This window comes from Streptomyces maremycinicus (genome assembly GCF_001184025.1).
Classification (GTDB): domain Bacteria; phylum Actinomycetota; class Actinomycetes; order Streptomycetales; family Streptomycetaceae; genus Streptomyces; species Streptomyces maremycinicus.
Genome location: NZ_BBYG01000009.1, coordinates 324,031 through 351,019, shown reverse-complemented (window position 1 = coordinate 351,019; position 26,989 = coordinate 324,031). Strand labels below are relative to the sequence as shown.

The 26,989-nt window shown below is 71.5% G+C and carries 17 protein-coding genes and 1 pseudogene; 8 read left to right on the top strand and 10 right to left on the bottom strand.

The features are described from left to right. Positions 1–24: 24 nt before the first annotated feature. Together AOQ37_RS06080 and AOQ37_RS06075 are read right to left on the bottom strand one after the other, a co-directional pair. Positions 25–720, bottom strand: coding sequence for a response regulator (locus AOQ37_RS06080; RefSeq protein WP_062641956.1), 696 nt, complete (start codon positions 718–720; stop codon positions 25–27). Beyond that, positions 717–2,393, bottom strand: a complete 1,677-nt coding sequence (locus tag AOQ37_RS06075; protein ID WP_062641954.1) for a sensor histidine kinase — start codon at positions 2,391–2,393, stop codon at positions 717–719. Before AOQ37_RS06075 ends, AOQ37_RS06080 begins: the two co-directional genes overlap by 4 nt. A 121-nt stretch (positions 2,394–2,514) precedes the next feature. On the opposite strand from AOQ37_RS06075, the gene AOQ37_RS06070 reads away from it, so the two are divergent. After that, positions 2,515–3,951, top strand: a complete 1,437-nt coding sequence (locus tag AOQ37_RS06070; protein WP_062642483.1) for a cation:dicarboxylate symporter family transporter — start codon at positions 2,515–2,517, stop codon at positions 3,949–3,951. 377 nt (positions 3,952–4,328) lie between these two features. Here AOQ37_RS06070 and AOQ37_RS06065 read toward each other — a convergent pair whose 3' ends face one another. Further along, positions 4,329–5,255: an NAD-dependent epimerase/dehydratase family protein gene (locus tag AOQ37_RS06065; protein WP_062641952.1), complete on the bottom strand. Its 927-nt coding sequence runs from the start codon at positions 5,253–5,255 to the stop codon at positions 4,329–4,331. A 105-nt stretch (positions 5,256–5,360) separates the two neighbouring features. Here AOQ37_RS06065 and AOQ37_RS06060 point away from each other — a divergent pair, with 105 nt between their 5' ends. The 4 genes and pseudogenes from AOQ37_RS06060 (at position 5,361) to AOQ37_RS06045 (ending at position 9,056) form a co-directional block, all read left to right on the top strand. After that, on the top strand, positions 5,361–5,807 hold the full coding sequence (locus AOQ37_RS06060) for an Lrp/AsnC family transcriptional regulator (protein ID WP_062641951.1): 447 nt from the start codon (positions 5,361–5,363) through the stop codon (positions 5,805–5,807). A gap of 47 nt (positions 5,808–5,854) precedes the next feature. Then, positions 5,855–6,285: pseudogene (locus tag AOQ37_RS06055) on the top strand (MerR family transcriptional regulator). Continuing rightward, positions 6,282–6,626 carry a thioredoxin family protein gene (locus AOQ37_RS06050; RefSeq protein WP_304956778.1) on the top strand — a complete coding sequence of 115 codons (345 nt, stop codon included), beginning with the start codon at positions 6,282–6,284 and terminating at the stop codon, positions 6,624–6,626. The pseudogene AOQ37_RS06055 and the gene AOQ37_RS06050 overlap by 4 nt, the downstream one beginning before the upstream one ends. Before the next feature lie 147 nt (positions 6,627–6,773). After that, positions 6,774–9,056 carry a HelD family protein gene (locus AOQ37_RS06045; protein WP_078890025.1) on the top strand — a complete coding sequence of 761 codons (2,283 nt, stop codon included), beginning with the start codon at positions 6,774–6,776 and terminating at the stop codon, positions 9,054–9,056. Positions 9,057–9,111: 55 nt separating this feature from the next. On the opposite strand, the gene glgB is transcribed toward AOQ37_RS06045, so the two are convergent. The 5 genes from glgB to AOQ37_RS06020 all read right to left on the bottom strand — a co-directional run bounded on the left by glgB (position 9,112) and on the right by AOQ37_RS06020 (position 18,574). Further along, entirely contained in the window at positions 9,112–11,703 is a 2,592-nt protein-coding gene (gene glgB, locus AOQ37_RS06040; RefSeq protein WP_306305205.1) for a 1,4-alpha-glucan branching enzyme, read from the bottom strand. 13 nt (positions 11,704–11,716) lie between these two features. Beyond that, positions 11,717–13,096, bottom strand: a complete 1,380-nt coding sequence (locus AOQ37_RS06035) for a maltokinase N-terminal cap-like domain-containing protein (protein WP_199824939.1) — start codon at positions 13,094–13,096, stop codon at positions 11,717–11,719. 92 nt (positions 13,097–13,188) lie between these two features. Continuing rightward, a complete protein-coding gene (gene treS, locus AOQ37_RS06030; RefSeq protein ID WP_062641946.1) occupies positions 13,189–14,904 on the bottom strand; it encodes a maltose alpha-D-glucosyltransferase in 1,716 nt (571 codons plus the stop codon). Further along, positions 14,901–17,165 (bottom strand): alpha-1,4-glucan--maltose-1-phosphate maltosyltransferase, encoded by a 2,265-nt coding sequence (locus AOQ37_RS06025; protein WP_062641944.1) that lies wholly within the window; start codon positions 17,163–17,165, stop codon positions 14,901–14,903. The genes treS and AOQ37_RS06025 overlap by 4 nt, the downstream gene beginning before the upstream one ends. Before the next feature lie 191 nt (positions 17,166–17,356). Then, on the bottom strand, positions 17,357–18,574 hold the full coding sequence (locus AOQ37_RS06020; RefSeq protein WP_062641942.1) for a S8 family peptidase: 1,218 nt from the start codon (positions 18,572–18,574) through the stop codon (positions 17,357–17,359). A gap of 278 nt (positions 18,575–18,852) precedes the next feature. Between AOQ37_RS06020 and AOQ37_RS06015 the strand changes: the two genes are divergently transcribed. After that, on the top strand, positions 18,853–21,477 hold the full coding sequence (locus AOQ37_RS06015) for a glycosyltransferase family 1 protein (RefSeq protein WP_062641940.1): 2,625 nt from the start codon (positions 18,853–18,855) through the stop codon (positions 21,475–21,477). Positions 21,478–21,534: 57 nt separating this feature from the next. Here AOQ37_RS06015 and AOQ37_RS06010 read toward each other — a convergent pair whose 3' ends face one another. Continuing rightward, a complete protein-coding gene (locus AOQ37_RS06010; protein ID WP_062641938.1) occupies positions 21,535–23,187 on the bottom strand; it encodes a hypothetical protein in 1,653 nt (550 codons plus the stop codon). A gap of 312 nt (positions 23,188–23,499) precedes the next feature. Here AOQ37_RS06010 and AOQ37_RS06005 point away from each other — a divergent pair, with 312 nt between their 5' ends. Further along, a complete protein-coding gene (locus AOQ37_RS06005; RefSeq protein ID WP_062641937.1) occupies positions 23,500–24,624 on the top strand; it encodes a hypothetical protein in 1,125 nt (374 codons plus the stop codon). 52 nt (positions 24,625–24,676) lie between these two features. Here AOQ37_RS06005 and AOQ37_RS06000 read toward each other — a convergent pair whose 3' ends face one another. Then, entirely contained in the window at positions 24,677–25,147 is a 471-nt protein-coding gene (locus tag AOQ37_RS06000) for a DUF5959 family protein (RefSeq protein WP_062641935.1), read from the bottom strand. A gap of 172 nt (positions 25,148–25,319) precedes the next feature. On the opposite strand from AOQ37_RS06000, the gene AOQ37_RS05995 reads away from it, so the two are divergent. Beyond that, entirely contained in the window at positions 25,320–26,870 is a 1,551-nt protein-coding gene (locus AOQ37_RS05995; protein ID WP_062641933.1) for a hypothetical protein, read from the top strand. Positions 26,871–26,989 lie beyond the last annotated feature (119 nt).

Genomic DNA, 26,989 nt, shown 5'->3' with positions numbered 1-26,989 from the left:
TGGGTGGTCGCATACGGGTGGTCGTCATTTCCCGCGCGTCGTGCGCACCCAGCGGTAGACCAGTTCCGGCCTCCCCACCTGCCCGTACAGCGGCTTGCGCTCGGTTCTCCCCGCCTCCACCAGATGCTCCAGATACCGCCGGGCCGTGATGCGGGAGATGCCCACCGATTCGGCGACCCCCGCCGCGGTCAGGCCCTGCTCCGCCGCCCGTACGGCCTGTGTCACCCGCTCCAGCGTGGGCGCGCTCAGCCCCTTGGGCAGCGCGGCCGGTCCCGGCGCGCGCAGGGTCGCCAGCGCCCGGTCCACCTCGTCCTGGCCGCTCGCCTCGCCCGCGGCCGCCCGGAACTCGGCGTACCGCACCAGCCGGTCCCGGAGCGTGGCGAAGGTGAAGGGCTTCAGCACGTACTGCACCACTCCGAGCGAGACGCCCTCCCGCACCACGGTCAGGTCCCGCGCCGACGTCACCGCTATCACGTCCGCGTGATATCCCGCCGCCCGCAGCGAGCGGGCCAGCTGGAGCCCGTGCGCGTCGGGCAGGTGCAGGTCCAGCAGCAGCAGGTCGACCGGCGTACGGTCCAGCAGGCGCCGGGCCTCCGCGCCGGTGTGCGCCTTGCCCACCGCGACGAACCCCGGCACCCGGCCCACGTACATCACATGGGCGTCCGCGGCGACCGGATCGTCCTCGACGACCAGCACTCTGATCGGCTCTTCGCTCGTCATCCCCTGCCTCCGGACCGCGACACCGAGGCGGCGGCACCGGACCGGTCGGCACCGGACCCGGCGGCACCCGTCGGCACCGGCGCCGGCAGCGGCAGGCGTACCAGGAACTCGGCTCCGCCTCCCGCGGCCTCCGCCACCGACAGCGTCCCGTCGTGCCGCTGCACGGCCTGCCGGACCAGGGCCAGCCCGAGGCCCCGGCCGCCCGGCCCGGCCGGCTTCGTCGAGAAGCCCCGTTCGAAGACCAGCGAGGCGTGCGCGGGATCCACCCCCGCTCCCGTGTCCGCCACCCGCAGCAGCAGCTCGGCGCGCTCCGTGGCGGCGGTCACCGTCACCCGCGCCCGACTGCTCCCCTGGGCCGCGTCCACCGCGTTGTCGATGAGGTTGCCCAGGATCGTCACCAGGTCCCTGGCGGGGAGCGACTCCGGCAGCAGACCGTCGTCCAGGGTGCTCTCCTGCGACACGACCAGTTCGACGCCCCGCTCGTTCGCCTGGGCGGTCTTGCCCAGCAGCAGGGCCGCCAGGACCGGCTCGCTGACCGCCGCGACGACCTGGTCCGTCAGCGCCTGGGCCAGCTCCAGTTCCGCCGTCGCGAAGTCCACCGCCTCCTCCGCCCGGCCCAGTTCGATCAGCGACACCACGGTGTGCAGCCGGTTCGCCGCCTCGTGGGCCTGTGAACGCAGTGCCTGCGTGAAGCCGCGTTCGGAGTCCAACTCGCCCATCACGGACTGGAGTTCGGTCACATCGCGCAGGGTCACCACGGTGCCCCGGCGCTCGCCGCCCGACACCGGGGAGGTGTTCACCACGAGCACCCGGTCCGCCGTCAGATGCACCTCGTCCACCCGGGGCTCCGAGGAGAGCAGGGCGCCCGTCAGCGGGGCCGGCAGACCCAGTTCCGCCACCGACATGCCCACCACCTCACCCGAGACACCCAGCAGCTCCCGGCCGCCGTCGTTGATCAGCGCCACCTTGTACTGTCCGTCCAGCATCAGCAACCCCTCGCGCACCGCGTGCAGCGCCGCCTGGTGGTAGTCGTGCATACGGCTCAGCTCGGACGCGTTCATGCCGTGGGTGTGGCGGCGCAGCGACGCGTTGATGACGTACGTGCCGATCGCGCCGAGGGCGAGCGCGCCGACGGCCACCGCGATCAGGGCCGTCACCTGGTCCTGCACCCGCTTGCTGATCGACTCGACCTTGATGCCCGCGCTGACCAGGCCGATGATCGTGCCGTCGTCCTCGATCGGGGCGACCGCGCGGACGGACGCGCCGAGCGTGCCGGTGTAGGTCTCGGTGAAGGTCTCGCCCTTCAGCGCCTTCGCGGTGTTGCCCCGGAAGCGCAGGCCTATCTGCGTCCTGTCCGGGTGGGTCCAGCGGATGCCCTCCGGGTTCATGATCGTGACGAAGTCGACCTCGGTGTCCTTCATGACCCGCAGGGCGTACGGCTGGAGCTCGGCGGTGGGCCGCGCGGTCCCGATCGCGGCCCGTACGGAGGGCGCGTCGGCGACCGAGCGGGCCACGGCCGTGGCCTGCCGGCCCGCCGCCTCCTCGGCCTGGTCGCGGTCGCTGACGTAGGTGAACAGCGCGTATCCCGCGACGAGCACCGCTATCAGCACCGCCTGCATGGCGAAGAGCTGGCCGGCCAGGCTGCGGGGTCTCGGCAGAGCGGGGATGCGCATGCCGTCAGTGTGCCCCCGGCGTCGAGTGTGAACTAAATGAACGGAAGGGTGACCGCCCTCACAGGGCGGGAGATAGTCACGGCGATCCCCCACAACCCCGGACGTGAGCCGCACGCCGGTGATGCCGACGAAGACGTCAAGGAGGGCAGCCGTGGCCGCCAGCACCCCCGATACGGCACCTGCCGCACCCGCGGTCAAGCGGGACCGCACCCACTACCTGTACATCGCGGTGATCGTCGCGGTCGCCATCGGCATCGCCGTGGGGCTCGCCGCCCCCGACTTCGCCGTCGAGCTGAAGCCCATCGGGACCGGCTTCGTCAACCTGATCAAGATGATGATCTCGCCGATCATCTTCTGCACGATCGTGCTGGGCATCGGCTCCGTGCGGAAGGCCGCCAAGGTCGGCGCCGTCGGCGGTATCGCCCTCGGCTACTTCATGGTCATGTCGATGGTGGCCCTCGGTATCGGCCTCGTCGTCGGCAACATCCTGGAGCCGGGGACGGGCCTCGCCATCACGGACGCCGTGAAGGAGACCGGGCAGGCGCAGGTCTCGCCGGAGGCCAAGGACACCACCGAGTTCCTGCTCGGCATCATCCCCACCACGATCGTCTCCGCCTTCACCGAGGGCGAGGTCCTCCAGACCCTCCTCATCGCCCTGCTCTGCGGCTTCGCGCTCCAGGCCATGGGCAAGGCCGGCCAGCCGGTGCTGCGCGGTGTCGAGCACATCCAGCGCCTGGTCTTCCGCGTCCTCGCGATGGTGATGTGGGCCGCTCCGATCGGCGCCTTCGGCGCCATGGCCGCGGTCGTCGGCTCGTCGGGCGTGGACGCGCTCAAGAGCCTCGCCGTGCTGATGCTCGGCTTCTACGCCACCTGTTTCCTCTTCGTCTTCCTCGTGCTCGGCGCGCTGCTGAAGATCGTCTCGGGTCTGAACATCCTCTCCCTGTTCAAGTACCTGGCCCGGGAGTTCCTGCTGATCCTGTCCACCTCCTCCTCCGAGTCCGCGCTGCCGCGGCTCATCGCGAAGATGGAGCACCTGGGGGTCAGCAAGCCCGTCGTCGGCATCACCGTCCCGACCGGCTACTCCTTCAACCTGGACGGCACCATGATCTACATGACCATGGCCTCGCTGTTCATCGCCGACGCCATGGGTACGCCGATGTCGCTCGGCGAGCAGATCCCGCTGCTGCTCTTCCTGTTCGTCGCCTCCAAGGGCGCGGCCGGTGTCACCGGCGCCGGCATGGCGACCCTGGCCGGCGGTCTCCAGTCGCACAAGCCCGCCCTGGTGGACGGCATCGGCCTCATCGTCGGCATCGACCGCTTCATGAGCGAGGCCCGCGCCCTCACCAACTTCGCGGGCAACGCCGTCGCGACCGTCCTGATCGGCACGTGGACGAAGGAGATCGACAAGGAGCGGGTCTCCCTGGTGCTCGCCGGCGGGCTGCCCTTCGACGAGAAGACCCTGCTCGACGACGACGCTGCCGACCCCGCCGACGGTGCCGGTCCGGCGGAGCTGCCCGAGCAGCGTGAGGGCGGCGAGAAGGAACTCGCCAAGGCCTGACCCCGGCCCTCCCCACTCCGGGTGTCCGACCCCGCCTGAACCGGGGCCGGACACCCGGCCACCCATCCCGGACGTCCGACCCTTCCCCACGGCCCGGCCGCCCGGTCCCTTTCCTCCCTGGCCCCGGCCCGGGCCCCGGCTGACCCTTGGTCCCCGGCCCCGGCTGGCCCTCGGCTCGGGTATCCGGCCCGGCTGGTCCCCGGCCCCAGGCCCTCGGTCCTGGACCTGGCCCCGCCCCGGCCCTCGGCCGGCCCCCGGCCCCTGGCGGCTCGGCCTCCGGCCCCACGGCCTCCGGCCCCCGGCCTCCGGCCCCACGGCCCACCGCCTCAGGCCCCGGTCGGCGTCCCCGTTCCAAGGGTGCCGTGGCGCATGTCAGTTCACTGGCCCAGGGATTCCGCGGCCGCGCGCGGCAGCCACTGCCGGACGTTGCCGAAGGTGAACCCGAGCCGCGTGGCACGGGAGTTGTCCATGCCGTAGAAGCGGCGGAAGGAGAGCGGGGACACCTCGCCGACCTCGACCTCCCGGAACACCGCCCGGCCGCCGGGCACCCGCGCGGCCACCGCCTCGCACAGCTCGTCCGTGGTCAGCGTCCCGTGCGAGGCCGCGTTGACCGGGCCGGTGAAGTCCTGGCCCACCGTCCAGAACAGGAAGTCGGCGATCTCCTCGACGTGGATGTACGTCGCCGGACGGTTCGCCGTCGGCACGGTGATCGGCTCACCGGCGCGCACGCGGGACGCGTAGTGCTCCAGCCGTCCCGTGAAGTCGTCCGCCCCGCCGAGCACATGGGCGACGCGGACGGCCACGTAAGGGAACGCCGGCTCCGCCGCGAACACCGCCTCCGCCTGCCGCTTGCCCTCGCCGTAGTGGGCGTCGAGGAACTCCGGTTCGTCCCACGGGAGTCCGAGATCGACCCGGACGTCCAGCGGATCGACGTCGCGCTCCCGCACGAAGGCGACGGAGTCCTCGTACTCGTAGACCTCGACCGTCGACGTCAGCACGTACCGGCGGGTGCGGCCGGCGAACACCCGGCGGGCGATCGCCGCCTGGCGCGGGGTGTAGCAGACCTGGTCGACGACGACGTCGAAGGAGCGTGGACCGAGCGCCGAGGCCAGCGCCGTCTCGTCGTCGCGGTCGGCGATCAGGTGCGTCGCGCCCGGCGGCGGCGCGGACGAACCGCGATTCAGTACGGTCACCCGGTCCCCGGCGGCCAGCAGGCGGGCGATCAGGCGCTTGCCGAAATAGCGGTTTCCGCCGATGACCAATACCTCACGGGCCTTTCCCTCCTGGGTTGTTTCCATGACCATGATTCTCCCGGCGTACACGTGTGTCCTGAAGGGGTAACCATGGGAGTTCCGGCCGCAGTACCGAAAGAACCTCGGCATTCACGGGCCGCGACCGACGGAACACCGGTGGCCTTCGACGCGCTGGACCGGCAGATCCTGGAACTGCTCCAGACCGACGGCCGGATCAAGCTCAGCGAGCTGGGCCGCCGGGTGCGGCTGAGTCCGGCGGCGGTGACCGAACGGGTGCGGCGGCTGGAGGCCGCGGGGATCATCAGCGGCTACGGCGCGCACGTCAGCGCCGCCCGCCTCGGCTACGGAATCCAGGCGTTCATCCGGGTCGACCCGCACGGCGGCTACACCCTGAAGCATCCGAGGACCCTGGAGCTGATCGAGCGCCCCGAGATCACCGAGGTCCACCACGTGGTGGGCGAGGACTGCTGGATCCTGAAGGTCGCCGTCCGGGACACCGTCCATCTGGAGGACGTGCTGGAGGCGGTGTCCGCCCTCGGGCGCACCACGACGTCGATCGTGCTCACCTCCCCGGTGGAGCGGAAACCGCTCCTGCCCCGATGAGGGCCGCTCTTGCCTTGACGCGGACGTCAAGGCTTACGTTCGTGGACATGCGCATCGGCGAGCTGGCCGCACGGGCCGGGACCACTACCCGGACGCTGCGGTACTACGAGTCGCGCGGGCTGCTGCCCGCACGGCGCGGCGACAACGGGTACCGGACGTACGACGAGAGCGATCTGCGGCTGTTGCGGCAGATCAGGACGCTCCAGGACTTCGGGTTCGACCTGGAGGAGACCCGGCCCTTCGTGGAGTGCCTGCGGGCCGGGCACCCGCAGGGCGACTCCTGCCCGGCCTCGCTCGCGGTCTACCGGCGCAAGCTGGACGAGCTGGACGCGCGCTCATCGGGGAGCTGCGGGCGGTGCGGGAGACGGTCGCCGGGCAGCTCGTGCGGGCCGAACGGGCGCGCGACGAGCTGGCCGCCGAGGCGGGGGTTCCGGGGGGTCCGGATCCCGGGTGCGAACTGGGAGGGCAGGAGCGGTGATCAGAGCGGACGGGGTGGCCGAGGTGACGGACGCGGACTTCGGGGCGGAGGTGCTGGGGGCGGACCTGCCGGTGCTGGTGGAGTTCACCGCCGACTGGTGTCCGCCGTGCCGGCAGATGGGGCCGGTGCTCACCGCGCTCGCCGCCGAGGAGGGCGAGCGGCTGAAGGTGGTGCAGCTGGACGTGGACACCAACCCGGAGACCACCCACGCCTACAAGGTGCTGTCGATGCCGACCTTCATGGTGTTCCGGGCCGGCGAGCCCGTGAGGTCGATGGTGGGCGCCCGGCCCAAGCGCCGGCTGCTGGCGGAGCTGGACGAGGCCCTGGACGACGTCCGGTGAGCGGGCGGTGAACTGACCCGGGCGGAGAGACGGCGCACCACGAAGAAATCCCCCGAGCAATTGCGCTCGGGGGATTTCTCTGCGTATATTCGATGATTCGCGACTTCGCATGAATGGAGTCGCAAAGAAGCTCAGTGAGCACAGTATATGCGGGCGGGAGTGGAATTGTCAAACGCCGACTTTCCGGATAATGAATTGCGCTGCGAGCAGGAATTCATCGACGGCCTGTACGCGCGGGTGGACGCCCTGCGCGGCGACACCGAGGGCGCCGTCACCGACGCGCTGGCCCAGGGCAACACGCCCATGCAGGCCCGGCTCGAGCGGGACATCCTGGTCGCCGAGCGCTCCGGGCTGCTCGCCGCGCTGAACGCGGTGGACGGCTCCCTCTGCTTCGGCCGAATCGACCTCACCTCCGGCACCGACCACCACATCGGACGCATCGGACTGCGCGCCGAGGACGCCGAGCGCACCCCGGTCCTCATCGACTGGCGCGCCGACGTCGCCCGCCCCTTCTACCTGGCCACCGGCCACACCCCGATGGGGCTGCGCCGGCGCCGGCACCTCACCACCGAGGGCCGCCGGGTCACCGCCCTGCACGACGAGATCCTCGACCTCGGCGACGCCACCCGCACCGGCTACGAGGACCCGACCGGCGACGCCGTCCTGCTCGCCGCGCTCGACTCCGCGCGCACCGGCCGGATGAGCGACATCGTGCAGACCATCCAGGCCGAGCAGGACGAGATCATCCGGGCGCCCCACCGAGGGGTGCTGGTGGTCGAGGGCGGCCCGGGCACCGGCAAGACGGCCGTCGCCCTGCACCGCGCCGCCTACCTCCTCTACGAACACCGGGAACTGCTCGCCAAGAGGGCCGTCCTGATCGTCGGCCCCAACCCCGCCTTCCTCGGCTACATCGGCGAGGTGCTGCCCGCGCTGGGCGAGACCGGTGTGCTGCTGGCGACGGTCGGCGAACTCTTCCCCGGTGTGAGGGCGACGGCGGCCGACACCCGCGCGGCGGCGGCCGTGAAGGGCCGCGCCGACATGGCGGACGTGCTCGCCGACGTCGTCCGCGACTGGCAGGCGCTGCCCGATCCGGTGATCGCGATCACGCACGACCGCGAGGTCCTGATGCTCGACGACGGCCTGGTGAACATGGCCCGCGAGCGCACCCGGGCCGTCCGGATGCCGCACAACGCGGCCCGCGAGATCTTCGAGGGCCACATCCTCAACACGCTCACCGACATGGTCGCCGAACGCATCGGCACGGACCCCTACGACGGCTCGAACCTGCTCGACCCGAGCGACATCACCCAGATCCGCGACGAACTCGCCGAGAACCCCGAGGTCTGGGCCGCCATCGACCAGCTGTGGCCGCGCCTGACCCCGCAGCGGCTGGTCGCCGACTTCCTCGCCGACCCCGTGGGCTACGTCTCCGACGACGACGCCGCCGCCATCCGCCGCCCGGTGACCCGGGCGTGGACCGTGGCGGACGTACCGCTGCTCGACGAGGCGGCCGAACTGCTCGGCGAGGACGACCGGGTGGCCCGGGCCCGCGCGGACCGCGAGCGGGAGACCCAGGTGGCCTACGCGCAGGGCGTCCTGGACGTCTCGTACGCCTCCCGCACCTACGAGTTCGACGACAAGGACGAGGAGGACTCGGAAGTCCTGTCCGCGCACGACATCATCGACGCCGAACGCTTCGCCGAACGCCACGAGGAGGACGACCACCGCAGCGCCGCCGAACGCGCGGCCGCGGACCGCACCTGGGCGTTCGGGCACATCATCGTCGACGAGGCGCAGGAGCTGTCGCCGATGGCCTGGCGGCTGCTGATGCGGCGCAGCCCTACCCGCTCGATGACCCTGGTCGGCGACCCGGCGCAGACCGCCGAGGCGGCCGGCGTGGGCTCCTGGGACAGGATCCTGAGGCCGTACGTCGAGGACCGCTGGGAGCACACCAGGCTCGGCGTCAACTACCGCACCCCGGCCGAGATCATGGACGTGGCCGCGGCGGTGGTCCGCGCGGAGCACCCCGGCTTCGAGCCGCCGAGTTCGGTGCGCTCGACCGGCGTACGGCCCTGGGCGCGTGCCACCGACGACCTCCCCGGCGCGGTCGCCGAGGCCGTCGGGGAACTCACCCCGGCCGAGGGCAGGCTCGCCGTCATCGCCCCGCGCGACCTGCACCGGAAGCTGGCGGCCCGGCTGGACGGGGTGACGGCGGGCGCCGAGCCGGACCTGACCCGGAGCGTCGTCCTGCTCGACCCCCGTCAGTCCAAGGGCCTGGAGTTCGACTCCGTGCTGGTGGTGGAGCCCGCGCGGTACGGCACCAGCGACCTGTACGTGGCGCTGACCCGGGCGACGCAGCGACTGGGAGTGGTGCACGGCAGGCCCCTGCCGAAGGCGCTGGCCGCGGTCCTCGGCGGTCCTGCGGCGTGACGCGGCATCGGCGGGCCCCGCCCGGGGGCGCCCCCGGGCGGGGCCCGCCGATGCCTCACGCAGGCCGCAGCCACACCGTCGCGAGTGGCGGCAGGGTCAGCCGGATGCTCGCCGGACGGCCGTGATGGCCCTGCGGCTCCGGCTTGACCGGGTCGGGATGCGCGACACCGCTGCCGCCGTACCCGGCCGCGTCGGTGTTGAGGACCTCGTGCCAGGCCGGGACGTCGTCCGGCGCACCGACGCGGTAGTCGTGGCGCACGACCGGGGACAGGTTGGAGACCGACAACAGCGGGGCGCCCTCGGCGTCGTACCGCAGGAAGGCGAAGACGTTGTCCTCGGCCGCGTCCCCGGCCACCCACTGGAAACCGGCGGGGTCGGTGTCCCGCTGCCAGAGCGCCGGCGCCGCGCGGTAGACGGTGTTCAGATCGCGGACCAGGTCCCGGACCCCCCGGTGGTCGGCCTCGGCGCTGTACGCCGGGTCCAGCAGCCACCAGTCGGGGCCGTGCGCCTCGGACCACTCCGCTCCCTGGGCGAACTCCTGCCCCATGAAGAGCAGTTGCTTGCCCGGATGGGCCCACATGAACGCCAGATAGGCGCGCAGGGCGGCGCGCTGCTGCCACCAGTCGCCGGGCATCTTCGACACCAGCGAGCGCTTCCCGTGCACGACCTCGTCGTGGGAGATGGGCAGGACGTAGTTCTCGCTCCAGGCGTACACCAGCGAGAACGTCATCTCGTGGTGGTGGTACTTCCGGTGCACCGGCTCATGGCTCATGTACTCCAGCGAGTCGTGCATCCAGCCCATGTTCCACTTCAGCCCGAAGCCGAGCCCGCCGAAGCCGCTCGGGCCCGGATGATGGGTGGCCCGCGTGACACCGTCCCAGGCCGTGGACTCCTCCGCGATCGTGACGACCCCGGGGCTGCGGCGGTAGACCGTGGCGTTCATCTCCTGGAGGAACGCCACCGCGTCCAGGTTCTCCCGGCCCCCGTGCTCGTTCGGGGTCCACTGGCCCGGCTCGCGCGAGTAGTCCAGGTACAGCATCGAGGCGACGGCGTCCACGCGCAGCCCGTCGATGTGGAACTCCTCGCACCAGTAGACCGCGTTGGCCACCAGGAAGTTGCGCACCTCGCGCCGGCCGAAGTCGAACTCCAGCGTCCCCCAGTCGGGATGCGCGGCCCGCAGCGGGTCCTCGTGCTCGTACAGCGGACGACCGTCGAACTCCGCGAGGGCCCACTCGTCGCGCGGGAAGTGCGCCGGCACCCAGTCCATCAGGACGCCGATGCCGGCCCGGTGCAACGCGTCCACCAGGTACTTGAAGTCGTCGGGAGTGCCGAGGCGGGCCGTGGGCGCGTAGAAACCGGTGACCTGGTAGCCCCACGAGCCACCGAAGGGATGCTCGGCGACCGGCATCAGCTCGACATGCGTGAATCCCAGGTCCCGGACGTACGCGGGCAGTTGCTCGGCCAGCTGACGATAGGTCAGCCCGGGTCGCCAGGAGGCCAGATGGATCTCGTACACGGAGAACGGCGCCTCGTGCACGGGTATCTCGGCCCGCCGGGCGAGCCACTCCCCGTCGCCCCACTCGTACCGCGAGGCGTGCACGATCGACGAGGTCGCGGGCGGCACCTCGGTGCGCCGGGCCATCGGGTCGGCGCGCAGGGTGTGCGAGCCGTCGGGGCGGGTGATGTCGAACTTGTACAGTTCGCCCTCGCCGATCCCGGGCACGAACAGCTCCCAGACCCCGGACGAGCCCAGCGACCGCATGGGGTACCCGGTGCCGTCCCAGAAGTTGAAGGTGCCGGCCAGCCGCACCCCGCGCGCGTTCGGCGCCCACACGGAGAAGGCGGTGCCGTTCACCCCCTGGTGGGTCGTCGGCCGCGCGCCCAGCACCGTCCACAGCTGCTCGTGCCGGCCCTCGCCGAGCAGGTGCAGGTCCAGATCGCCCAGCGTCGGCAGGAAGCGGTAGGCGTCCTCGGTCTCCAGGGTGGTGCCCTCGTACGTCACCAGGAGCCGGTGTTCCGGGGCCTGACGCAGAGGCGCCAGGCCGGAGAAGAAGCCGTCGCCGTCGTCGTGGAGCTCGACGCGCAGCTCGCCCGCCAGCACCGTGACGGACCGCGCGTACGGGCGCAGCGCCCGGAAGACGATCCCGCCGGGCACCGGGTGCGCACCGAGCACGGAGTGCGGGTCGTGATGCGTACCGTGCAGCAGCCGCTCACGGTCGGCGGGAGCGACGGCGGGGTCGAAGAGGAGGCCCGCACCGGGGTCCGGTACGGGGTCCGGCACCGGTGTGAGGTCGGCGGTGGGAGTGGCGTCGGCGGTGGGAGTGGGGTCGGGAGCAGGAGCGGGAGCAGGAGCGGGAGCGGGGTCCGCGGGGAGCCGCACCGACTCCGCCGCGACGACCTCCCCGGCCCCGGCTGCGGCAGTCTCCGGCTCCCCGGCCCCGGCTGCCGCAGTCTCCGGCTCCGCCGTCGTGGCTGCGGCAGTCTCCGGCTCCGCCGTGGAGGCTGCTGCCGCCACCGGCTCCGTCACTCCCGTCGCCGAGTTCTTCTTGGCCTTCTTGCTCGCCGCTTTCTTGCTCGCCGCCTTCTCGGCCGCCGCCTTCTTGGGCACTGCTTTCTTCGCGGTGGCCTTCTTCTTCGGGGGAGTCACGTACGGAGCCTCCTCAAGGCAGATCGGGTGCGGCGAGGCGGTGTATCGCGGAAAGCGGTACGGGGAGCCACTCGGGGCGGTGCCGGGCTTCGTAGACGACCTCGTAGACCGCCTTGTCCGTCTCGTGGGCCCGCAGCAGCACGGGATCGGTGCGCGGATCGACGCCCGCCACCTCGGCGTACCCGGAACAGTAGGCCGCCCGGCAGGCGTGTGCCCAGGCCGGTGCGGGCGGGTCGGCCGAGTGGGCGGCGTAGTCGAAGGAACGCAGCATGCCCGCCACGTCCCGCACGGTCGGCTGGGGCATCCGCCGCTCGGCCAGCGGCCTGGCGGGCTCCCCCTCGAAGTCGATCAGCGCCCACTCACCGGAGGCCGAGCGAAGGCACTGCCCGAGGTGCAGATCGCCGTGGACACGCTGGGCGGTCCAGGTGTGGCCCTCGGCCGCGAGGTCGGCCAGCGCGGTGAAGGCGGTGCGCAGCGCCGGTGCGTAGGGGCGCAGCGCGGGCACCGCCTGCGCGGCGGCGTCCAGCCGCTGGGTCATGCCGTCGACCATCGGCCGTATCTGCGCCTGTCCCAGCGTCGCCGTGGGCAACGCCCTGGCCAGCGCCCCGTGCACCTCGGCGGTGGCCCGCCCCAGCGCGCGCGCCTCGGCGGCGAAGTCCTCGCCCTTGGCCAGTTCCCGCAGCGCAAGCTCCCAGCCGTCCGCCGCACCCTGCACATACGGCTGGAGCACGGCCAGGACGTACGGCTCGCCCTCGCCCTCACCCGGGTCGCCGTACATCCACGCGGTCGGCGCGGGCACCCGGGGGCAGCCCTCGCGGGCCAGCGCCAGCGGCAGCTCCAGGTCGGGGTTGACGCCCGGCACCACCCGGCGCAGCAGCTTCAGAATGAACGTATCTCCATAGATGACGGACGAGTTCGACTGTTCGCCCGTCAGCCGGCGCGGGACCAGCCCGGAACGGATCTTCTGCCCGGGGTCGCGCTCGCAGCGCAGCCCGCCGATCCGGGCTCCGGTGCGCAGGGCCTCCAGCAGCACCTCGGCGGGCCGGGTGTCGTACAGGGCGTCGAACACGGTCCGCCCGGCCAGCGGACCCTGGGTCACATGCCCGATCAGCGCGGGCGCCAGCCGGGGCGGCAGGGCCTCGCGGGTGCCGATCAGCAGCTGGTAGCAGTCGCCGGGCGCGCCCGGCTGGTGGGCGCGTACCAGCAGGTGGTACAGACCCAGTCTGGTCCGGGCCGGCAGCAGCTCGGTGGCCGCCACCAGCGAGAAGCCGGTGACCGGACGGCCCTTGCCGGCGAACCAGCGCTGCCGGGGCAGCCACTCGCGCAGCAGGGGGTCCAGTGAAGCGAGGAGGCCGGGGTCGGTCCGGCCGGAAAGTGTGACAGTCGCCGCCATAGGTGTCACATTCCTTTCCCCGGGTGTCGGGGTCGGGGCGTTACTGATGCGTGCCCCGGGCGGGGCGGTGGAAACCGCCCCGCCCGGGGGTTCTAGGCGTCCCTGCGCAGCCTGAACCAGTAGAAGCCGTGGCCCGCCATGGTCAGCAGGTACGGCAGATCACCGACCGCCGGGAACCGCACCCCGCCGAACAGCTCCACGGGGTACCGCCCCTTGAACCGGCTCAGGTCCAGCTCGGTGGGCTGCGCGAACCGCGAGAAGTTGTGCACGCAGAGCACCAGGTCGTCCTCGCCCTCCTTCGTCAGGGGCGCCTCGCGCAGGAAGGCGAGGACCGCCGGGTTGGAGGACTGGAGTTCGGTGTAGGTGCCGAGGCCGAAGGCGGGGTTCTGCTTGCGGATCTCGATCATGCGCCGGGTCCAGTGCAGCAGCGAGGAGGGCGACGACATGGACGCCTCGACGTTGGTGACCTGGTACCCGTAGACCGGATCCATGATGGTCGGCAGGACCAGCCGCCCGGGGTCACAGGAGGAAAAACCCGCGTTACGGTCCGGTGTCCACTGCATGGGGGTGCGGACGGCGTCGCGGTCGCCGAGCCAGATGTTGTCGCCCATGCCGATCTCGTCGCCGTAGTAGAGGATCGGCGAGCCGGGCAGGGAGAGCAGCAGGGCGGTGAAGAGCTCGATCTGGTTGCGGTCGTTGTCGAGGAGGGGTGCGAGGCGGCGGCGGATGCCGATGTTGGCGCGCATACGCGGGTCTTTCGCGTATTCCGCGTACATGTAGTCGCGTTCCTCGTCGGTGACCATTTCGAGGGTGAGCTCGTCGTGGTTGCGCAGGAAGATGCCCCATTGGCAGCGGGACGGGATCGCCGGGGTCTTGGCGAGGATCTCGGAGACCGGGTAGCGGGATTCGCGGCGGACCGCCATGAAGATGCGGGGCATGACGGGGAAGTGGAACGCCATGTGGCATTCGTCGCCGCCGGAGGCGTAGTCGCCGAAGTAGTCGACGACGTCCTCCGGCCACTGGTTGGCCTCGGCCAGGATCACCGTGTCCGGGTAGTGGGCGTCGATCTCCTTGCGCACCCGTTTGAGGAACTCGTGGGTCGCGGGGAGGTTCTCGCAGTTCGTGCCCTCCTTGGCGTACAGGTAGGGCACGGCGTCGAGGCGGAACCCGTCGATGCCCAGGTCCAGCCAGAACCGCAGGGCGGAGATCATCTCCTCCTGGACGGCGTGGTTCTCGTAGTTGAGGTCCGGCTGGTGGGAGAAGAAGCGGTGGAAGAAGTACTGCTTGCGGACGGGGTCGAAGGTCCAGTTGGAGACTTCGGTGTCGACGAAGATGATGCGGGCGTCGGCGTACTGTTTGTCGTCGTCGGCCCACATGTAGTAGTCGCCGTAGGGTCCGTCGGGGTCTTTCCTCGATTCCTGGAACCACGGGTGCTGGTCGCTGGTGTGGTTCATCACGAAGTCGATGATGACGCGCATGCCGCGTTGGTGGGCGGCGTCGACGAATTCCACGAAGTCGGCGAGGTCGCCGAACTCGGGGAGGACGGCGGTGTAGTCGGACACGTCGTATCCGCCGTCGCGCAGGGGTGATTTGAAGAACGGTGGCAGCCAGAGGCAGTCGACTCCCAGCCATTGGAGGTAGTCGAGTTTGGCGGTGATGCCTTTGAGGTCGCCGACGCCGTCGCCGTTGCTGTCCTGGAAGGAGCGGACGAGGACCTCGTAGAACACGGCGCGTTTGAACCACTCGGGGTCGCGGTCCTTGGCGGGAGTGTCCTCGAAGGTGTCCGGAACGGGTTCGTTGACGATCATGGTGTGGGTGACCCTCCGATCTGCGGGTTGGACGGTCGCAGGACGGTGAGTACGTGCGCGGGCCTGGTGCCCGGTTCGAGGCGCACGTAGTTGGCCCTGCCCCAGTGGTAGGTCTCGCCGGTGAGCTCGTCGCGCACCGGCACCGACTCGTGCCAGTCCAGGCCGAGTTGCGGCATGTCCAACGACACCGTCGCCTCCTGGGTGTGGTGGGGGTCGAGGTTGACGACCACCAGAACCGTGTTCGAACCGCTCTTCTTCGAGCTCCTCTTCGAGTAGGCGATCACCGCTTCCTTGTCGGTGGGATGGAAGTGCAGATCGCGGAGCTGGTGCAGCGCCGGGTTCGCCCGGCGGATCTCGTTGAGCCGGGTGATCAGCGGGGCGATGCTGCGGCCCTCACGTTCGGCCGCCTCCCAGTCACGGGGTTTGAGCTGGTACTTCTCCGAGTCGAGGTACTCCTCGCCGCCCTCGCGCAGCGGGGTGCCCTCGCAGAGTTCGTAGCCGCTGTAGACGCCCCAGGTCGGTGAGAGCGTGGCGGCCAGGACGGCGCGGATCTCGAAGGCGGGGCGGCCGCCGTGCTGGAGATACGCGTGCAGGATGTCCGGGGTGTTGGCGAACAGGTTGGGCCGCATGTAGGAGGCGGCGTCCCCCGAGAGTTCGGTCAGGTACTCCGTCAGTTCCTGCTTGCTGTTGCGCCAGGTGAAGTAGGTGTACGACTGCTGGAAGCCGATCTGGCCGAGCGTGTGCATCATCGCGGGGCGGGTGAAGGCCTCGGCCAGGAAGATCACGTCGGGGTCGGTGCGGTTGACGTCCGCGATGACCCGCTCCCAGAACACGACCGGTTTGGTGTGCGGGTTGTCGACCCGGAAGATCCGCACCCCGTACGACATCCAGTGCCGCAGCACCCGTACCGTCTCGGCGACGAGACCGTCGAGGTCGGCGTCGAAGGCGATCGGATAGATGTCCTGGTACTTCTTCGGCGGGTTCTCGGCGTAGGCGATGGTCCCGTCCGGCCGGTGGTGGAACCACTCGGGGTGTTTCTGCACCCAGGGGTGGTCGGGGGAGCACTGGAGGGCGAAGTCGAGGGCGATCTCCAGGCCGAGCTCACCCGCCCGCTCCACGAACCAGGCGAAGTCCTCCAGCGTGCCCAGCTCCGGGTGGACGGCGTCGTGGCCGCCCTCCGGCGAGCCGATCGCCCAGGGCACACCGACGTCGTCCGGGCCGGGGTCGAGGGTGTTGTTGCGGCCCTTGCGGAAGGTGGTGCCGATGGGGTGGATGGGCGGGAGGTAGACGACGTCGAAGCCCATCGCGGCGATGGCGGGCAGCCTGCGCGCGGCGGTGCGGAAGGTGCCGTGCGGGCGCTCGGGGGTCCCCTCGGAGCGGGGGAAGAACTCGTACCAGGCGCCGTACAGGGCACGTTCGCGTTCGACGAGCAGGGGCAGCGGCTCGGACGCGGTGACCAGCTCGCGCAGCGGATACCGGCCGAGCACGGCGTCGACCTGCGGCGTCAGCGCCGCCGCGAGCCGGGAGACGGCCGGGCGGCTCTCGTCGCGCAGTGCCTCGGCGGCCGCCAGCACCACGGCGCGGTCGGCTCCCTCCGGCACTCCGGCGGCGGCCCGTCCGTACAGCCGCGCGCCCTCGTCGAGGACCAGCTCGGTGTCCATCCCCGCGGGGATCTTGATGTGCGCGTGGTGCCGCCAGGTGGTGACCGGGTCGCTCCATGCCTCCACGGTGTACGTCCAACGGCCCGTCGCGTCGGGCGTGACGTCCGCGCCCCAGCGGTCGGTGCCCGGGGCGAGTTCCCGCATCGGCGTCCAGGGACCCGGCCGGCCGTCCGGATCCCGCAGGACGACGTTGGCGGCGACGGCGTCGTGTCCTTCCCGGAACACGGTCGCCGAGACCTCGAACGTCTCACCCGTGACCGCCTTGGCGGGCCGGCGACCCCGCTGGACGAACGGGCGGACGTCCAGGACGGGTATGCGCCCGACCGCGGTGGTGTCGCCGCCCGGGGAGGATCGCTCCGGGGCCGGCGGACCGGGTGAGGGCGTGCGCGCCGGGACGGGCGCGTCCTGCTCAGGACCGACGGCGCCGACCGGACCGTTCGGGCCGGCCGGGCCGGCCGAACTGTCCTGAGTCTCCGGACTGTCGGGGCTTTCGGCGCCGTGGATGCTGTTGCCGTCCCTGCCGCTCTTGTCGTTCTTGTTGCTCTTGCTGCTCTTGGTGCGAGGCGTCGGGGGTGATGACGGGTGGTGCCTTGCTGGCATGACCGCTCCTGTCCGCATCAACGGGGGGTAGGCGGATGGATGTGGTGGGGAGGGGGTCCTGCGGGGGAGTACCGGAGGAGCCTTCCACCCTATTCGGGTGAGCAATCCGGCACGTTGTTAACTACTCGTGCCGTTGTCAACGCACAAGACCGGCCCCGTTCGAGGGGAACGGAGCCGGTTCCGGAGCCCCGTCAGGTGAACGGTGGGACCTGGAGGAGTTTGTTCGGCGAACCGGTCCCCCGGCCGGAAACCTTGCCGTTCGCCGCCCCCGTGACCAGCGCCCGCGCGACCTGGGCGGGTGTGGCTCTCGGGTGGTCGGCGAGCTGGAGCGCGGCCGCGCCCGCCGCGTGCGGCGCCGCCATCGACGTACCGGACCAGGTCGCCCGGCCGGTGTCGTTCGTGTACGAGGCGGAGGTGATCGACACCCCCGGCGCGAACAGATCGAGGGCCGAACCGTAGTTGGAGGACCGCGCCCGGGCGTCCCCCCGGTCGGTGGCGCCGACCGTGATGGCCTCCCGCACATCGGCCGGGGAGTGCAGGGCGGCGGGCTGTCCCACGTTGCCCGCGGCGACGGTGTAGGTGACGCCGGACCGGATGGAGGCGCGGACGGCCGAGTCCAGCGCCGCGTTGTAGCCGCCGCCCAGGCTGAGGTTGGCGACCGCGGGCCGGTGCGCGTGCCGGGTGACCCAGTCGATACCCGCGATGGCCTGCGCGGTGGTGCCCCCGCCGACGTTGTCTAGCACCCGGACGGCGACCACCCTGGACTTCTTGGCGACGCCGAGGCGGGTGCCCGCGACGATGCCGGCGACATGGGTGCCGTGGCCGTTGCCGTCGGCGGCGACGCGGTCGTCCCCGACGAAGTCCCAGCCGTGGCTCGCCCGGCCGCCGAAGTCCGCGTGGGTGATCCGGATGCCGGTGTCGATCACATACACCGTGACGCCGGCGCCCGCCGACTTCGGCCAGTTGTAGCTGTTGTCCAGCGGCCGGTCCGGCTGGTCGAGCCGGTCCAGGCCCCAGGACGGCGGATTCCGCGCGGCCCCGCTCCTCGCCGCGTGCAGGGTCACCCGGGAGTCCTGGACCACCGAGGCCACCCGGGGGTCGGCGGCTAGGCGCCGGGCCTGTCTCTCCCCGGCGTCCACGGCGAAACCGTTGAGGACCGTGCCGTAGGTCCGGCTGATGACCGCCCCGTACGAACCGACGAGGCTCCGCCCGGCCTTGGACGACGCGTCGGTGTCGTCCTTCAGCGTCACCAGATAGCTTCCGCCGACGGAACCGGGCAGGCCGGCGCCGAGTATCTTCCCCTCCGGTACGGCGTGCGCGGGCAGGGTGACGGCCGAAAAGACCACGGTCGTGGCGACCGCGGCCAGGCCCCCCACCCGGCGCAGACGCCGCGTTCGCGTCCGAGCCATGGTTCGAGTTCCCCTCCTCGACTCGGCGCACGACGGCTTCGCCGACTTATCCGACTTCGCCGGGTACGCCACCGGGCAGCCTCTCGTGCGGGGCGAACGGCCACAAGGTGGCCTGGCGGGACGAAACAGGTTTCGGCCCGTTGTCGCGGGTCGGGCCGAAAAGCTCGGGCACGCGGGCGGCCAGTCCTCAGCGGGGCCCGCGTCGGCGCCGGTACCTTCGTAGACGACGTGGACGCACACCGCCGTGCGTCTCTTCCTCACGCACGACGAGGTGGAATGTGAAGGCGATCCGTCGATTCACCGTCCGACCCCTCCTCCCCGAACCCCTCCGCCCACTCAGCGATCTGGCCCGTAACCTGCGCTGGTCCTGGCACGCGGAGACCCGCGACCTCTTCCAGTCCGTCGACCCCGAGCGCTGGGCCGTCTCGGACGGCGACCCGGTGAGACTCCTCGGCGGCGTGCGCCCGGCACGCCTGACCGAGCTGGCCGGGGACCGCCGGTTCCTGCGCAGGCTGAGTGCCGCCGCCGACGACCTGCACGACTACGTGACCGGCGACCGCTGGTACCAGGCGCAGCCCGGTACCGCCGGACTGCCCGCCGCCGTCGCCTACTTCTCACCCGAGTTCGGCGTCACGGCCGCCCTGCCCCAGTACTCCGGCGGTCTCGGCATCCTCGCCGGTGACCATCTGAAGGCCGCCAGTGACCTGGGCGTCCCGCTCATCGGCGTGGGGCTGCTCTACCGGCACGGCTACTTCCGCCAGACGCTCTCCCGCGACGGCTGGCAGCAGGAGCACTATCCGGTCCTCGATCCCAACGAACTGCCGGTGACCCTCCTGAAGGAGGACGACGGCACCCCCGCGCAGATCTCGCTGGCCCTGCCCGCGGGCAAACAGCTGCACGCCCGGGTCTGGCTGGCCCAGGTCGGCCGGGTCCCGCTGCTCATGCTCGACTCGGACGTCGAGGAGAACGACCTCGGCGAACGCGGGGTGACCGACCGGCTCTACGGGGGTGGCAGCGAGCACCGGCTGCTCCAGGAGATGCTCCTGGGCATAGGAGGTGTCCGGGCGGTACGAACGTACTGCCGGCTGACCGGCCACCCGCCGCCCGAGGTCTTCCACACCAACGAGGGCCACGCGGGCTTCCTCGGCCTGGAACGGATCGCCGAACTCTGCGACCAAGGGGTGGAGTTCGACGCTGGACTCGAAGCGGTCCGGGCCGGCACGGTCTTCACCACCCACACCCCCGTCCCGGCCGGCATCGACCGCTTCGACCGTGAACTGGTCGCCCGGCACTTCGGGCCCCAGGCCGAGCTGCCGCGCATGGACGTCGACCGCATCCTGCGGCTGGGCATGGAGACCTACCCGGGCGGCGAGCCGAACCTCTTCAACATGGCAGTGATGGGTCTGCGGCTGGCACAGCGCGCGAACGGCGTGTCCCTGCTGCACGGCCATGTGAGCAGGGAGATGTTCTCCGGCCTGTGGCCCGGCTTCGACCCGGACGAGGTGCCGATCACCTCCGTCACCAACGGGGTGCACGCCCCGACCTGGGTGGCTCCCGAGGTCCTGCGGCTCGGCGCCCGCCAGTTCGGCTCCGGGCGGGCCGAGGACGCCCTGAGCGTCGGCGGCTCCGACCGCTGGGACGCCGTCGCCGACATCCCCGACCAGGACATCTGGGAGCTGCGCCGTGAGCTGCGCGAGCAACTGGTGGTGGAGGTACGGGAGCGGCTGCGTGCCTCCTGGCGCCAGCGGGGCGCGGGCACGGCCGAGTTGGGCTGGATCGACGGCGTCCTGGACCCGGACGTCCTCACCATCGGCTTCGCGCGCCGTGTCCCCTCGTACAAGCGCCTGACCCTGATGCTGAGGGACCGTGACCGGCTGATGGACCTCCTGCTGCACGCGGAGCGGCCCATCCAGATCGTGGTCGCGGGCAAGGCGCATCCGGCGGACGACGGCGGCAAACGGCTGGTCCAGGAACTGGTCCGGTTCGCCGACGACCCGCGCGTCCGGCACCGGCTCGTCTTCCTCCCGGACTACGGGATGGCCATGGCGCAGAAGCTCTACCCCGGCTGCGACATCTGGCTGAACAACCCGCTCCGCCCCCTGGAGGCCTGCGGCACGTCCGGCATGAAGGCGGCGCTCAACGGCTGTCTCAACCTCTCCGTCCTGGACGGCTGGTGGGACGAGTGGTTCCAGCCCGACTTCGGCTGGGCGATCCCCACCGCCGACGGCGCCGGAACCGATCCCGACCGCCGCGACGACCTCGAGGCGGCGGCCCTCTACGACCTCCTCGAACAGCGCATCACCCCCCGCTTCTACGAGCGCGGACAGGGGGGCCTGCCCGACCGCTGGATCGAGATGGTCCGCCAGACCCTCACCCTGCTCGGCCCCAAGGTGCTGGCGGGACGCATGGTCCGCGAGTACGTCGAACGGCTCTACACACCGGCCGCCCACGCGCACCGGACGATGACCCCCGACACCGCGCGCGAACTCGCCGTCTGGAAACAGCGGGTGCGCTCGGCCTGGCACGCGGTGCAGGTGGACCACGTCGAGACGTCGGTGGCCACCACCACCGCCGAACTCGGCACGACCCTCGCGCTGCGGGTCCGCGTCGGCCTCGGCGACCTCACCCCCGACGACGTCGAGGTGCAGGCCGTCTCGGGCCGGGTCGACGAGGAGGACCGCATCACGGACGCGACGAAGGTCCCCCTGAAGCCGGCCGGCGGCCCCGACCTGGAGGGTCGCTGGCTCTACGAGGGCCCCCTGTCCCTGGACCGCACGGGCCCCTACGGCTACACGGTCCGCATCCTCCCCGCCCACCGCCTCCTCGCCTCCGGCGCCGAACTGGGCCTGGTGGAGGTCCCGTCCGAGGAAGCGGTGGAGGGCCCGGGGGTCGTCCTGCGCTGACTCCCCACCAAAGGCGCCGGCGGGGGGACGCCGGCGCCTCGGGTGTCACCGGAGGACTCAAGGAGTGGTGAGGGTCCCGGTGATGCGGGTGACGGTCGCCGGGGCGGTGTCGGACAGGTCGGTGAACAGGTCGGTGGTGACCGTTCCGCCTTCGGAGACGGCCCACAGATCGGGCACGCCGTCGCCGTTGGCATCGGCGGCTCGGAGGTTCAGAGCGGCTCCGGTGTTCCACCCGGTGGCGACCGGGTAGGCGGTGTACGTGAGGTCGCCGGTCTCCGCGTCGGCGGCGAGGTTCTCCCACAGGTCGAGTTCCCCGGTGGACTTGTTCCACAGGAACATCGCGGTGCTGCCGCCGCCCGGGGTGGGCAGCTGGGTGGTGGCGACGGTCCAGTCGTTCCAGTCCGTGGTGCCGTCGGGTGTGGTGGCGTTGAGCGGGACGGGGTAGAAGACGCCGGCGGCGAAGCCGCTCGCGTAGAGGTTGAGGGCATAACCATTGGCACTGTCACCGGAGATGCCGACGAGGTCGGGGAATCCGGTGCCGCGGCCGGAGATGTTTCCGGCGTGGGCGAGCTGGACGGGATCGTCGCCGTGGATGTCCTGCAACGAGCCGCGCGGGATGTTGAAACTGTTCCCGCTGACCGGGTTGAGCGGAGAACCGTCCCCGTTTCCCGCGATGATCATGCCGATGCCCGCGTACGTGCCGTTCGGGAAGTAGACCAGCACGTCCTGTCGGGCGCCGCCGGTGAAGCGCCCGGTGAGGGCAGTGGAGCCGTCGAAGTACGAGGGCGGGCCGTAGCCGTTCCCGTGGACACCGATGTTGGTCGGCGAAGTACCGACGCCCCCCTCACCGGTGCCGGGTGCCAGCCACAGACCCGACGGGAGTCCGTTCCGGCCGCCTACGGTGAGCAGGTCGGGGATGTTGTCGCCGCTCAGGTCGCCGTCGGCCTGCTTCGTCGAGGACGGGGCCGAGATGATGTGAAGGGTGGCCGTCTCGCCGTAGTTGCCGCCCGCGGACAGACCGGTGACCGACAGGAGGTTGGTCTGGCTGGTCGGGGTGATCGTGATGGTGGCGTTGCCGGTCGCGTCAGCGGTCACATCGACCGGGCCGCCCGCATTGAGCTGATACCGGTAACGGGTTGGTACCGTCCCGCCGCCGGGCGTGCTGACGGCGATGCTCAACGGCTGTCCGATGGTGGACGCCCCGGGTTCGGCGATCACCGGCATACCCGGACGGGTCGGGTCGAAGGAGAAGTGGCAGGTCGTCGACCAGTCGGTCGTGTGGGCGGAGTCTTCGGCCCGGACCTTCCAGTCGAACTCGGTGAGGGAACCGCCTGCCGCGGACTCCAGTACCTCTCTCCGGATGAGGTAGACGGCATTGGTGCCGGACACCGCCGACAATTGCGCTTGTGCGATCACGTCGCCGGAATCGCTGTCGTGCCGCGACAGGACGACGTCGACGCCCAGGGTGCCGCCGTCGGGGTCCGAGACCTTCGCGTACAGAGAGACGTCGGTGACGCCGACGATGGTGTTGCCCTCGCAGGCGGTGGCCGGTGAGGTGCGCAGGTCGGTCGGGACTGCCGGAGGGTTGTCCTGCGTCGCGGCCGAGGCCGCGGTCGGCTGGGTGATCCCCGCAGCCGCGAACAGCAGGCCGAGTGCTGCCGCGGTGAGCACGGGTCTGCGGCGCGGCCCGGTGGAGGAGGTCGAGTGCACGAAGTCGTCGCCTTTCCCGAAGGGGCCGAACGGCCCCGAACGGAGTCAAGTTACGTTACGGGGAACGGGAGTTCGAATAATTTTTGACGGACTGCCCGTGCTGCCGATGGCGGATCGGGGAGGTGGGCATGTCCGGGATCGGTCGCGATCGCTTCGGGGCCTTGGTTGATCGGTGACGGCATAGGCTTGGGCGCTTGGTGGTCGACTCAGGGGAAGGCTGACGAGCGCGTGTCCGAGAGACCGTCCGAACGGGACAGAACCGGAGCGGAAGAGGGGAGTGGGGGCGGGGGGTCTCCCGAGTCCGGTGGGTCGGTGTCCGGCAGCTCCATATCCGACGCGGAATGGGCGAGGTTCCTCCAGGAGAGCGAAGCCGGGATACATTCCTCCGCCCCGAAGGAGCCGTCCGCGCGGGCCCGTATGGTCACCGAGCGGCTGCGGCAGCAGGAGGCGCGCGGCGCGGTGCCCGAGGGGTGGCGTACCGGTCCGGCCCGGCAGGAGCGGGACCGCGCGGCGGCTCGCAAGCGGCGGCGGTGGGCGATCCTCGGTGTGCCCGTCGTGATCGTTCTGGCCGTCGTCGCGATGCGGCCGTCGCTGCTGCCCGGTGATCCCTTCGGCACCGGTGAGCCGGAGACCGCCGTCCCGGCGTCCCCGCTGCCCGCGGAGACCGCTGCCCCGAGCGCCGCACCCGAAGCGGTCGATCCCGAAACCCCCACTCTCGCAAGGCCGTTCGCGGGCTCGCCCGCCGAGCGGTGGGCCGACGGCGCGACCGGCATCGTGCTGCCGAAGGCGACCAGCGCCGGCGCGATGTCCAAGGCCCGGGTGCAGCAGGCGCTTCAGCAGACCAGGAAGCTCCTGATCGACGCCAACCTCGACCCGGCCACCCTGCGGGGCGGACGCCCCGAGACCGCGCTCTCGGTGATCGACCCCCGGCAGAAGGATCTGCTCGCGTTGCTGAACACCGCGCTGAGCAAGCCGGACAAGGAACACGACCCGCTGTCGATGTTCAGCCGCTTCGACCCCGCCGAACTGCGCCTGGCCGGTGACGTGGTCAAGACGCGGGGCCGCATGACGTTCGAGGCGGGTGAGCGCGCGTCCGTGGTCGTGCACGCCGACTACACCTTCGTGTATCCGCTGGTGCGCGTCGCCGAGGACGCCACGACCGAGGTGGAGCGCACCATCGTGCGCCGGGTCGTGGACGTCGAGCTCTACGATCCCGCCCAGTACGTCGCCACCCCGGGGAAGATCACCGTCAGGAAGTACGACCAGAACACCGGCAACACCGCGTGCGAGGTCCACGACGGCTATCTGCACCCCTCGTTCTCGACGGCCGAGCCCACGGGCGCGGCTCCGACCGGGCCGACGACGGATCCGTACGACCGCAGCAAGAGCCTCGACGAGGACCGTGACGAAGGATGCGGTGTCGTGTCCCGCACCTGACCCCACCACCGGCGAGGTGCCCTGTGCGGCGGGGCGGGGGGGGAGGCCCGGCTCAACGCCGACGGTCGGGGCTCCACTCGTAGGCCATGGGGGACGTCTCGACGACCTCGCTGGGCCAGGCCCGCCTGACCTGTTCCAGACGCTGCCGGTGCACGTCGATCCAGTCGCCCTCGGGGCGTATGCCCAGGACCGTGGTGAGGCGGTCAGGGTCATGGATGGACACGGACAACCGCCCTTCCTCGTGCACGAGGAGGTCGAGGCGCAGGCCACGGTCTCCGCCGATGCCGGCCGCCCCGCCCGGGGCGAGGCCGGACAGTTCCCGCTGCCAGGCGTCGAGGTCCTGCTGGAGCAGGTGGACGTCCAGCCGGGCGTCGACGTGGCTCGCGGTCGCGAGCACGTCGGCGCGCAGGATGTCGTGCCCGGTCAGCACGCCCGGCTGAAAGCGCCCGGTGACGCGCACGACGCAGCGGTTCCCGTCCGCGTCCTCGAGGTGGATCAGGTCCACGGGGACAGGTTCCGTCATCAGGGCCCTCGCCTTTCCTGGGGTGGTTGGGCTGCATCCTCTCCCATCGGGGGAGTGGGGCCCGCCCCGGGATAATCGGTGGGCAGATCGGTCTCCGAGGGCTATGCTCCCCGGCGATGACTACTTCTTCTGTAGACAGATCGGGGGCCCCGTCCGCGCAAGGTGAGTGCTGATGCTCACTCAGATCGCGAACGAGGATTCCCGACTTTCCTTCTGGCTGCGCGTGCGCGAGTTCGCCGTGCCGGCCTCCATGATCGAGACCGCGACCGCCCGCCGCCGTGTGGGGGACTGGGCCGGGGCCTGTGCCGCCGCGGGTGTCGACGTCGATCTCGACCTTCGCACCGTGGCCCGGACGTACGGTCGCGCATTCGTGTCCCGGCTCCGGGCCGATCTCCGTCACCTGGCTCCTGACCTGCTGCGTTGGCATCTGCCGAGGATCGCTCCCGACGGGCTGCTGCGGCCGGGGGTGACCGTCTCCCTGGCCCGGTACGACATCCCGGGGCGGGAGGACACCCGGTGGCCCGTGCATCTCGTGGTGCGGACACCGCCCGCCTGGGCGGATGCCGGGCAGCGCGTCAGCCTCGCGCTGTGGGACGCGGACGGGCCGGTGGCGGCGGACCGCCGTCATCCGCATCCGCGTCCCGACCGGCGGTTCCGGCTCGACCTGCACCGCCACCTCTGGGACGCGCGCAGAACGGATGAGCTGCGGGTCCGGTGCGGCGCCGATCGACCGCCCGTGGACGGCTTGTCCGGGGACGGCCCGTCCGGGGACGGCCTGTTGGCGGAGGGCCCGTCCGGGGACGATCCGCCCGGGGACGACCGGCCCGTCCGGGACCCGTCCGTCCTGGACCCGTCCGTCCTTGATCCCTCCCTCCTTGAGATGTCCGCTGGGGGCGGGGAACTGCCGGTGCTCGGTTGTGCGGTGGACCGGTGGGTGGCCGAGGCGGGGATCGTGCTGCGGGCCGAGGGGCGGACCACCGGTCCCGTCCTCGTGCGCCTCGGGTCCGGGCGGCGGCTGGTCCTGGATCCGGCCGGCGGCCCGGACGGCCGGCCCGCCCTGCGCCGTGCGGCGGGCTGTGTCTCCGCGCTGCCGGTGCTGCCGGACGCGGCGACCTGGGTGCTGCCCGACCTGGAGTTGATCCGTACGGGCGCGGTCGAGGCCGGACGACTGCGCCTGCATCCGCTGGTCGCCTCGGCGCTCGTACCGGAGGACGTCGTACCGGAGCGCGTTCCACCGGACCACCTCGGCGCGGCGTACGCGGCGCCCGGCTCGGGCGGGCTTCCCGACCGGGCCGGACGGGCCCGGTTCGTGGAGTGCCGGGGAGCGACGCACCGGATCGGCCTGGTCGGCGGGGTGCTGGCTCCGCTGGACCACGATCCGGACCAGATCCGGCGCGAGGAGCTGCTGGCCGCGCTGACCGGCACTCCGCTGCCCTGCCTCCAGGCGATCGACCGGGCGCACCGGCGTCCGGACTGTCTCGACGGCGTGCGCGAACGTCTGGTCCACGGTGATGTCGCCGGTGCGCTGGCCGTCGTGGAGGGGCTGTTGGGCCCCGAGGCGGTCCTGCGCGACGGTGCGCTGCGGGACGAGCTGGAGGCGGCCGCGCGACGGCGGATCACCTACGGACTGTTCAGGGCCGGCCTGATCGGACCGGGGCCCGGCCAGGACCGCCGCCGTCCCGTTCACATGCGCGCCCACCCACGCCACGGCATCCCTCGCTGACCTCTCCTCCCGCCCTGCGAAGTCCCGCGAATCCCTGCGAAGTCACCGCGTCTGCACCGCGCACTCGCTGCGCACTCCCTGCGCACTCCCTGCGCACCCCCTGCGCAGTTCTACGAACT

Coding starts and splice junctions, on each gene's coding strand:
- AOQ37_RS06080 (WP_062641956.1), bottom strand. CDS start 720: ATGACGAGCGAAGAGCCGATCAGAGTGCTGGTCGTCGAGGACGATCCG.
- AOQ37_RS06075 (WP_062641954.1), bottom strand. CDS start 2,393: ATGCGCATCCCCGCTCTGCCGAGACCCCGCAGCCTGGCCGGCCAGCTC.
- AOQ37_RS06070 (WP_062642483.1), top strand. CDS start 2,515: ATGCCGACGAAGACGTCAAGGAGGGCAGCCGTGGCCGCCAGCACCCCC.
- AOQ37_RS06065 (WP_062641952.1), bottom strand. CDS start 5,255: ATGGTCATGGAAACAACCCAGGAGGGAAAGGCCCGTGAGGTATTGGTC.
- AOQ37_RS06045 (WP_078890025.1), top strand. CDS start 6,774: ATGCGGGCGGGAGTGGAATTGTCAAACGCCGACTTTCCGGATAATGAA.
- AOQ37_RS06035 (WP_199824939.1), bottom strand. CDS start 13,096: ATGGCGGCGACTGTCACACTTTCCGGCCGGACCGACCCCGGCCTCCTC.
- treS (WP_062641946.1), bottom strand. CDS start 14,904: ATGATCGTCAACGAACCCGTTCCGGACACCTTCGAGGACACTCCCGCC.
- AOQ37_RS06025 (WP_062641944.1), bottom strand. CDS start 17,165: ATGCCAGCAAGGCACCACCCGTCATCACCCCCGACGCCTCGCACCAAG.
- AOQ37_RS06020 (WP_062641942.1), bottom strand. CDS start 18,574: ATGGCTCGGACGCGAACGCGGCGTCTGCGCCGGGTGGGGGGCCTGGCC.
- AOQ37_RS06000 (WP_062641935.1), bottom strand. CDS start 25,147: ATGACGGAACCTGTCCCCGTGGACCTGATCCACCTCGAGGACGCGGAC.
- AOQ37_RS05995 (WP_062641933.1), top strand. CDS start 25,320: ATGCTCACTCAGATCGCGAACGAGGATTCCCGACTTTCCTTCTGGCTG.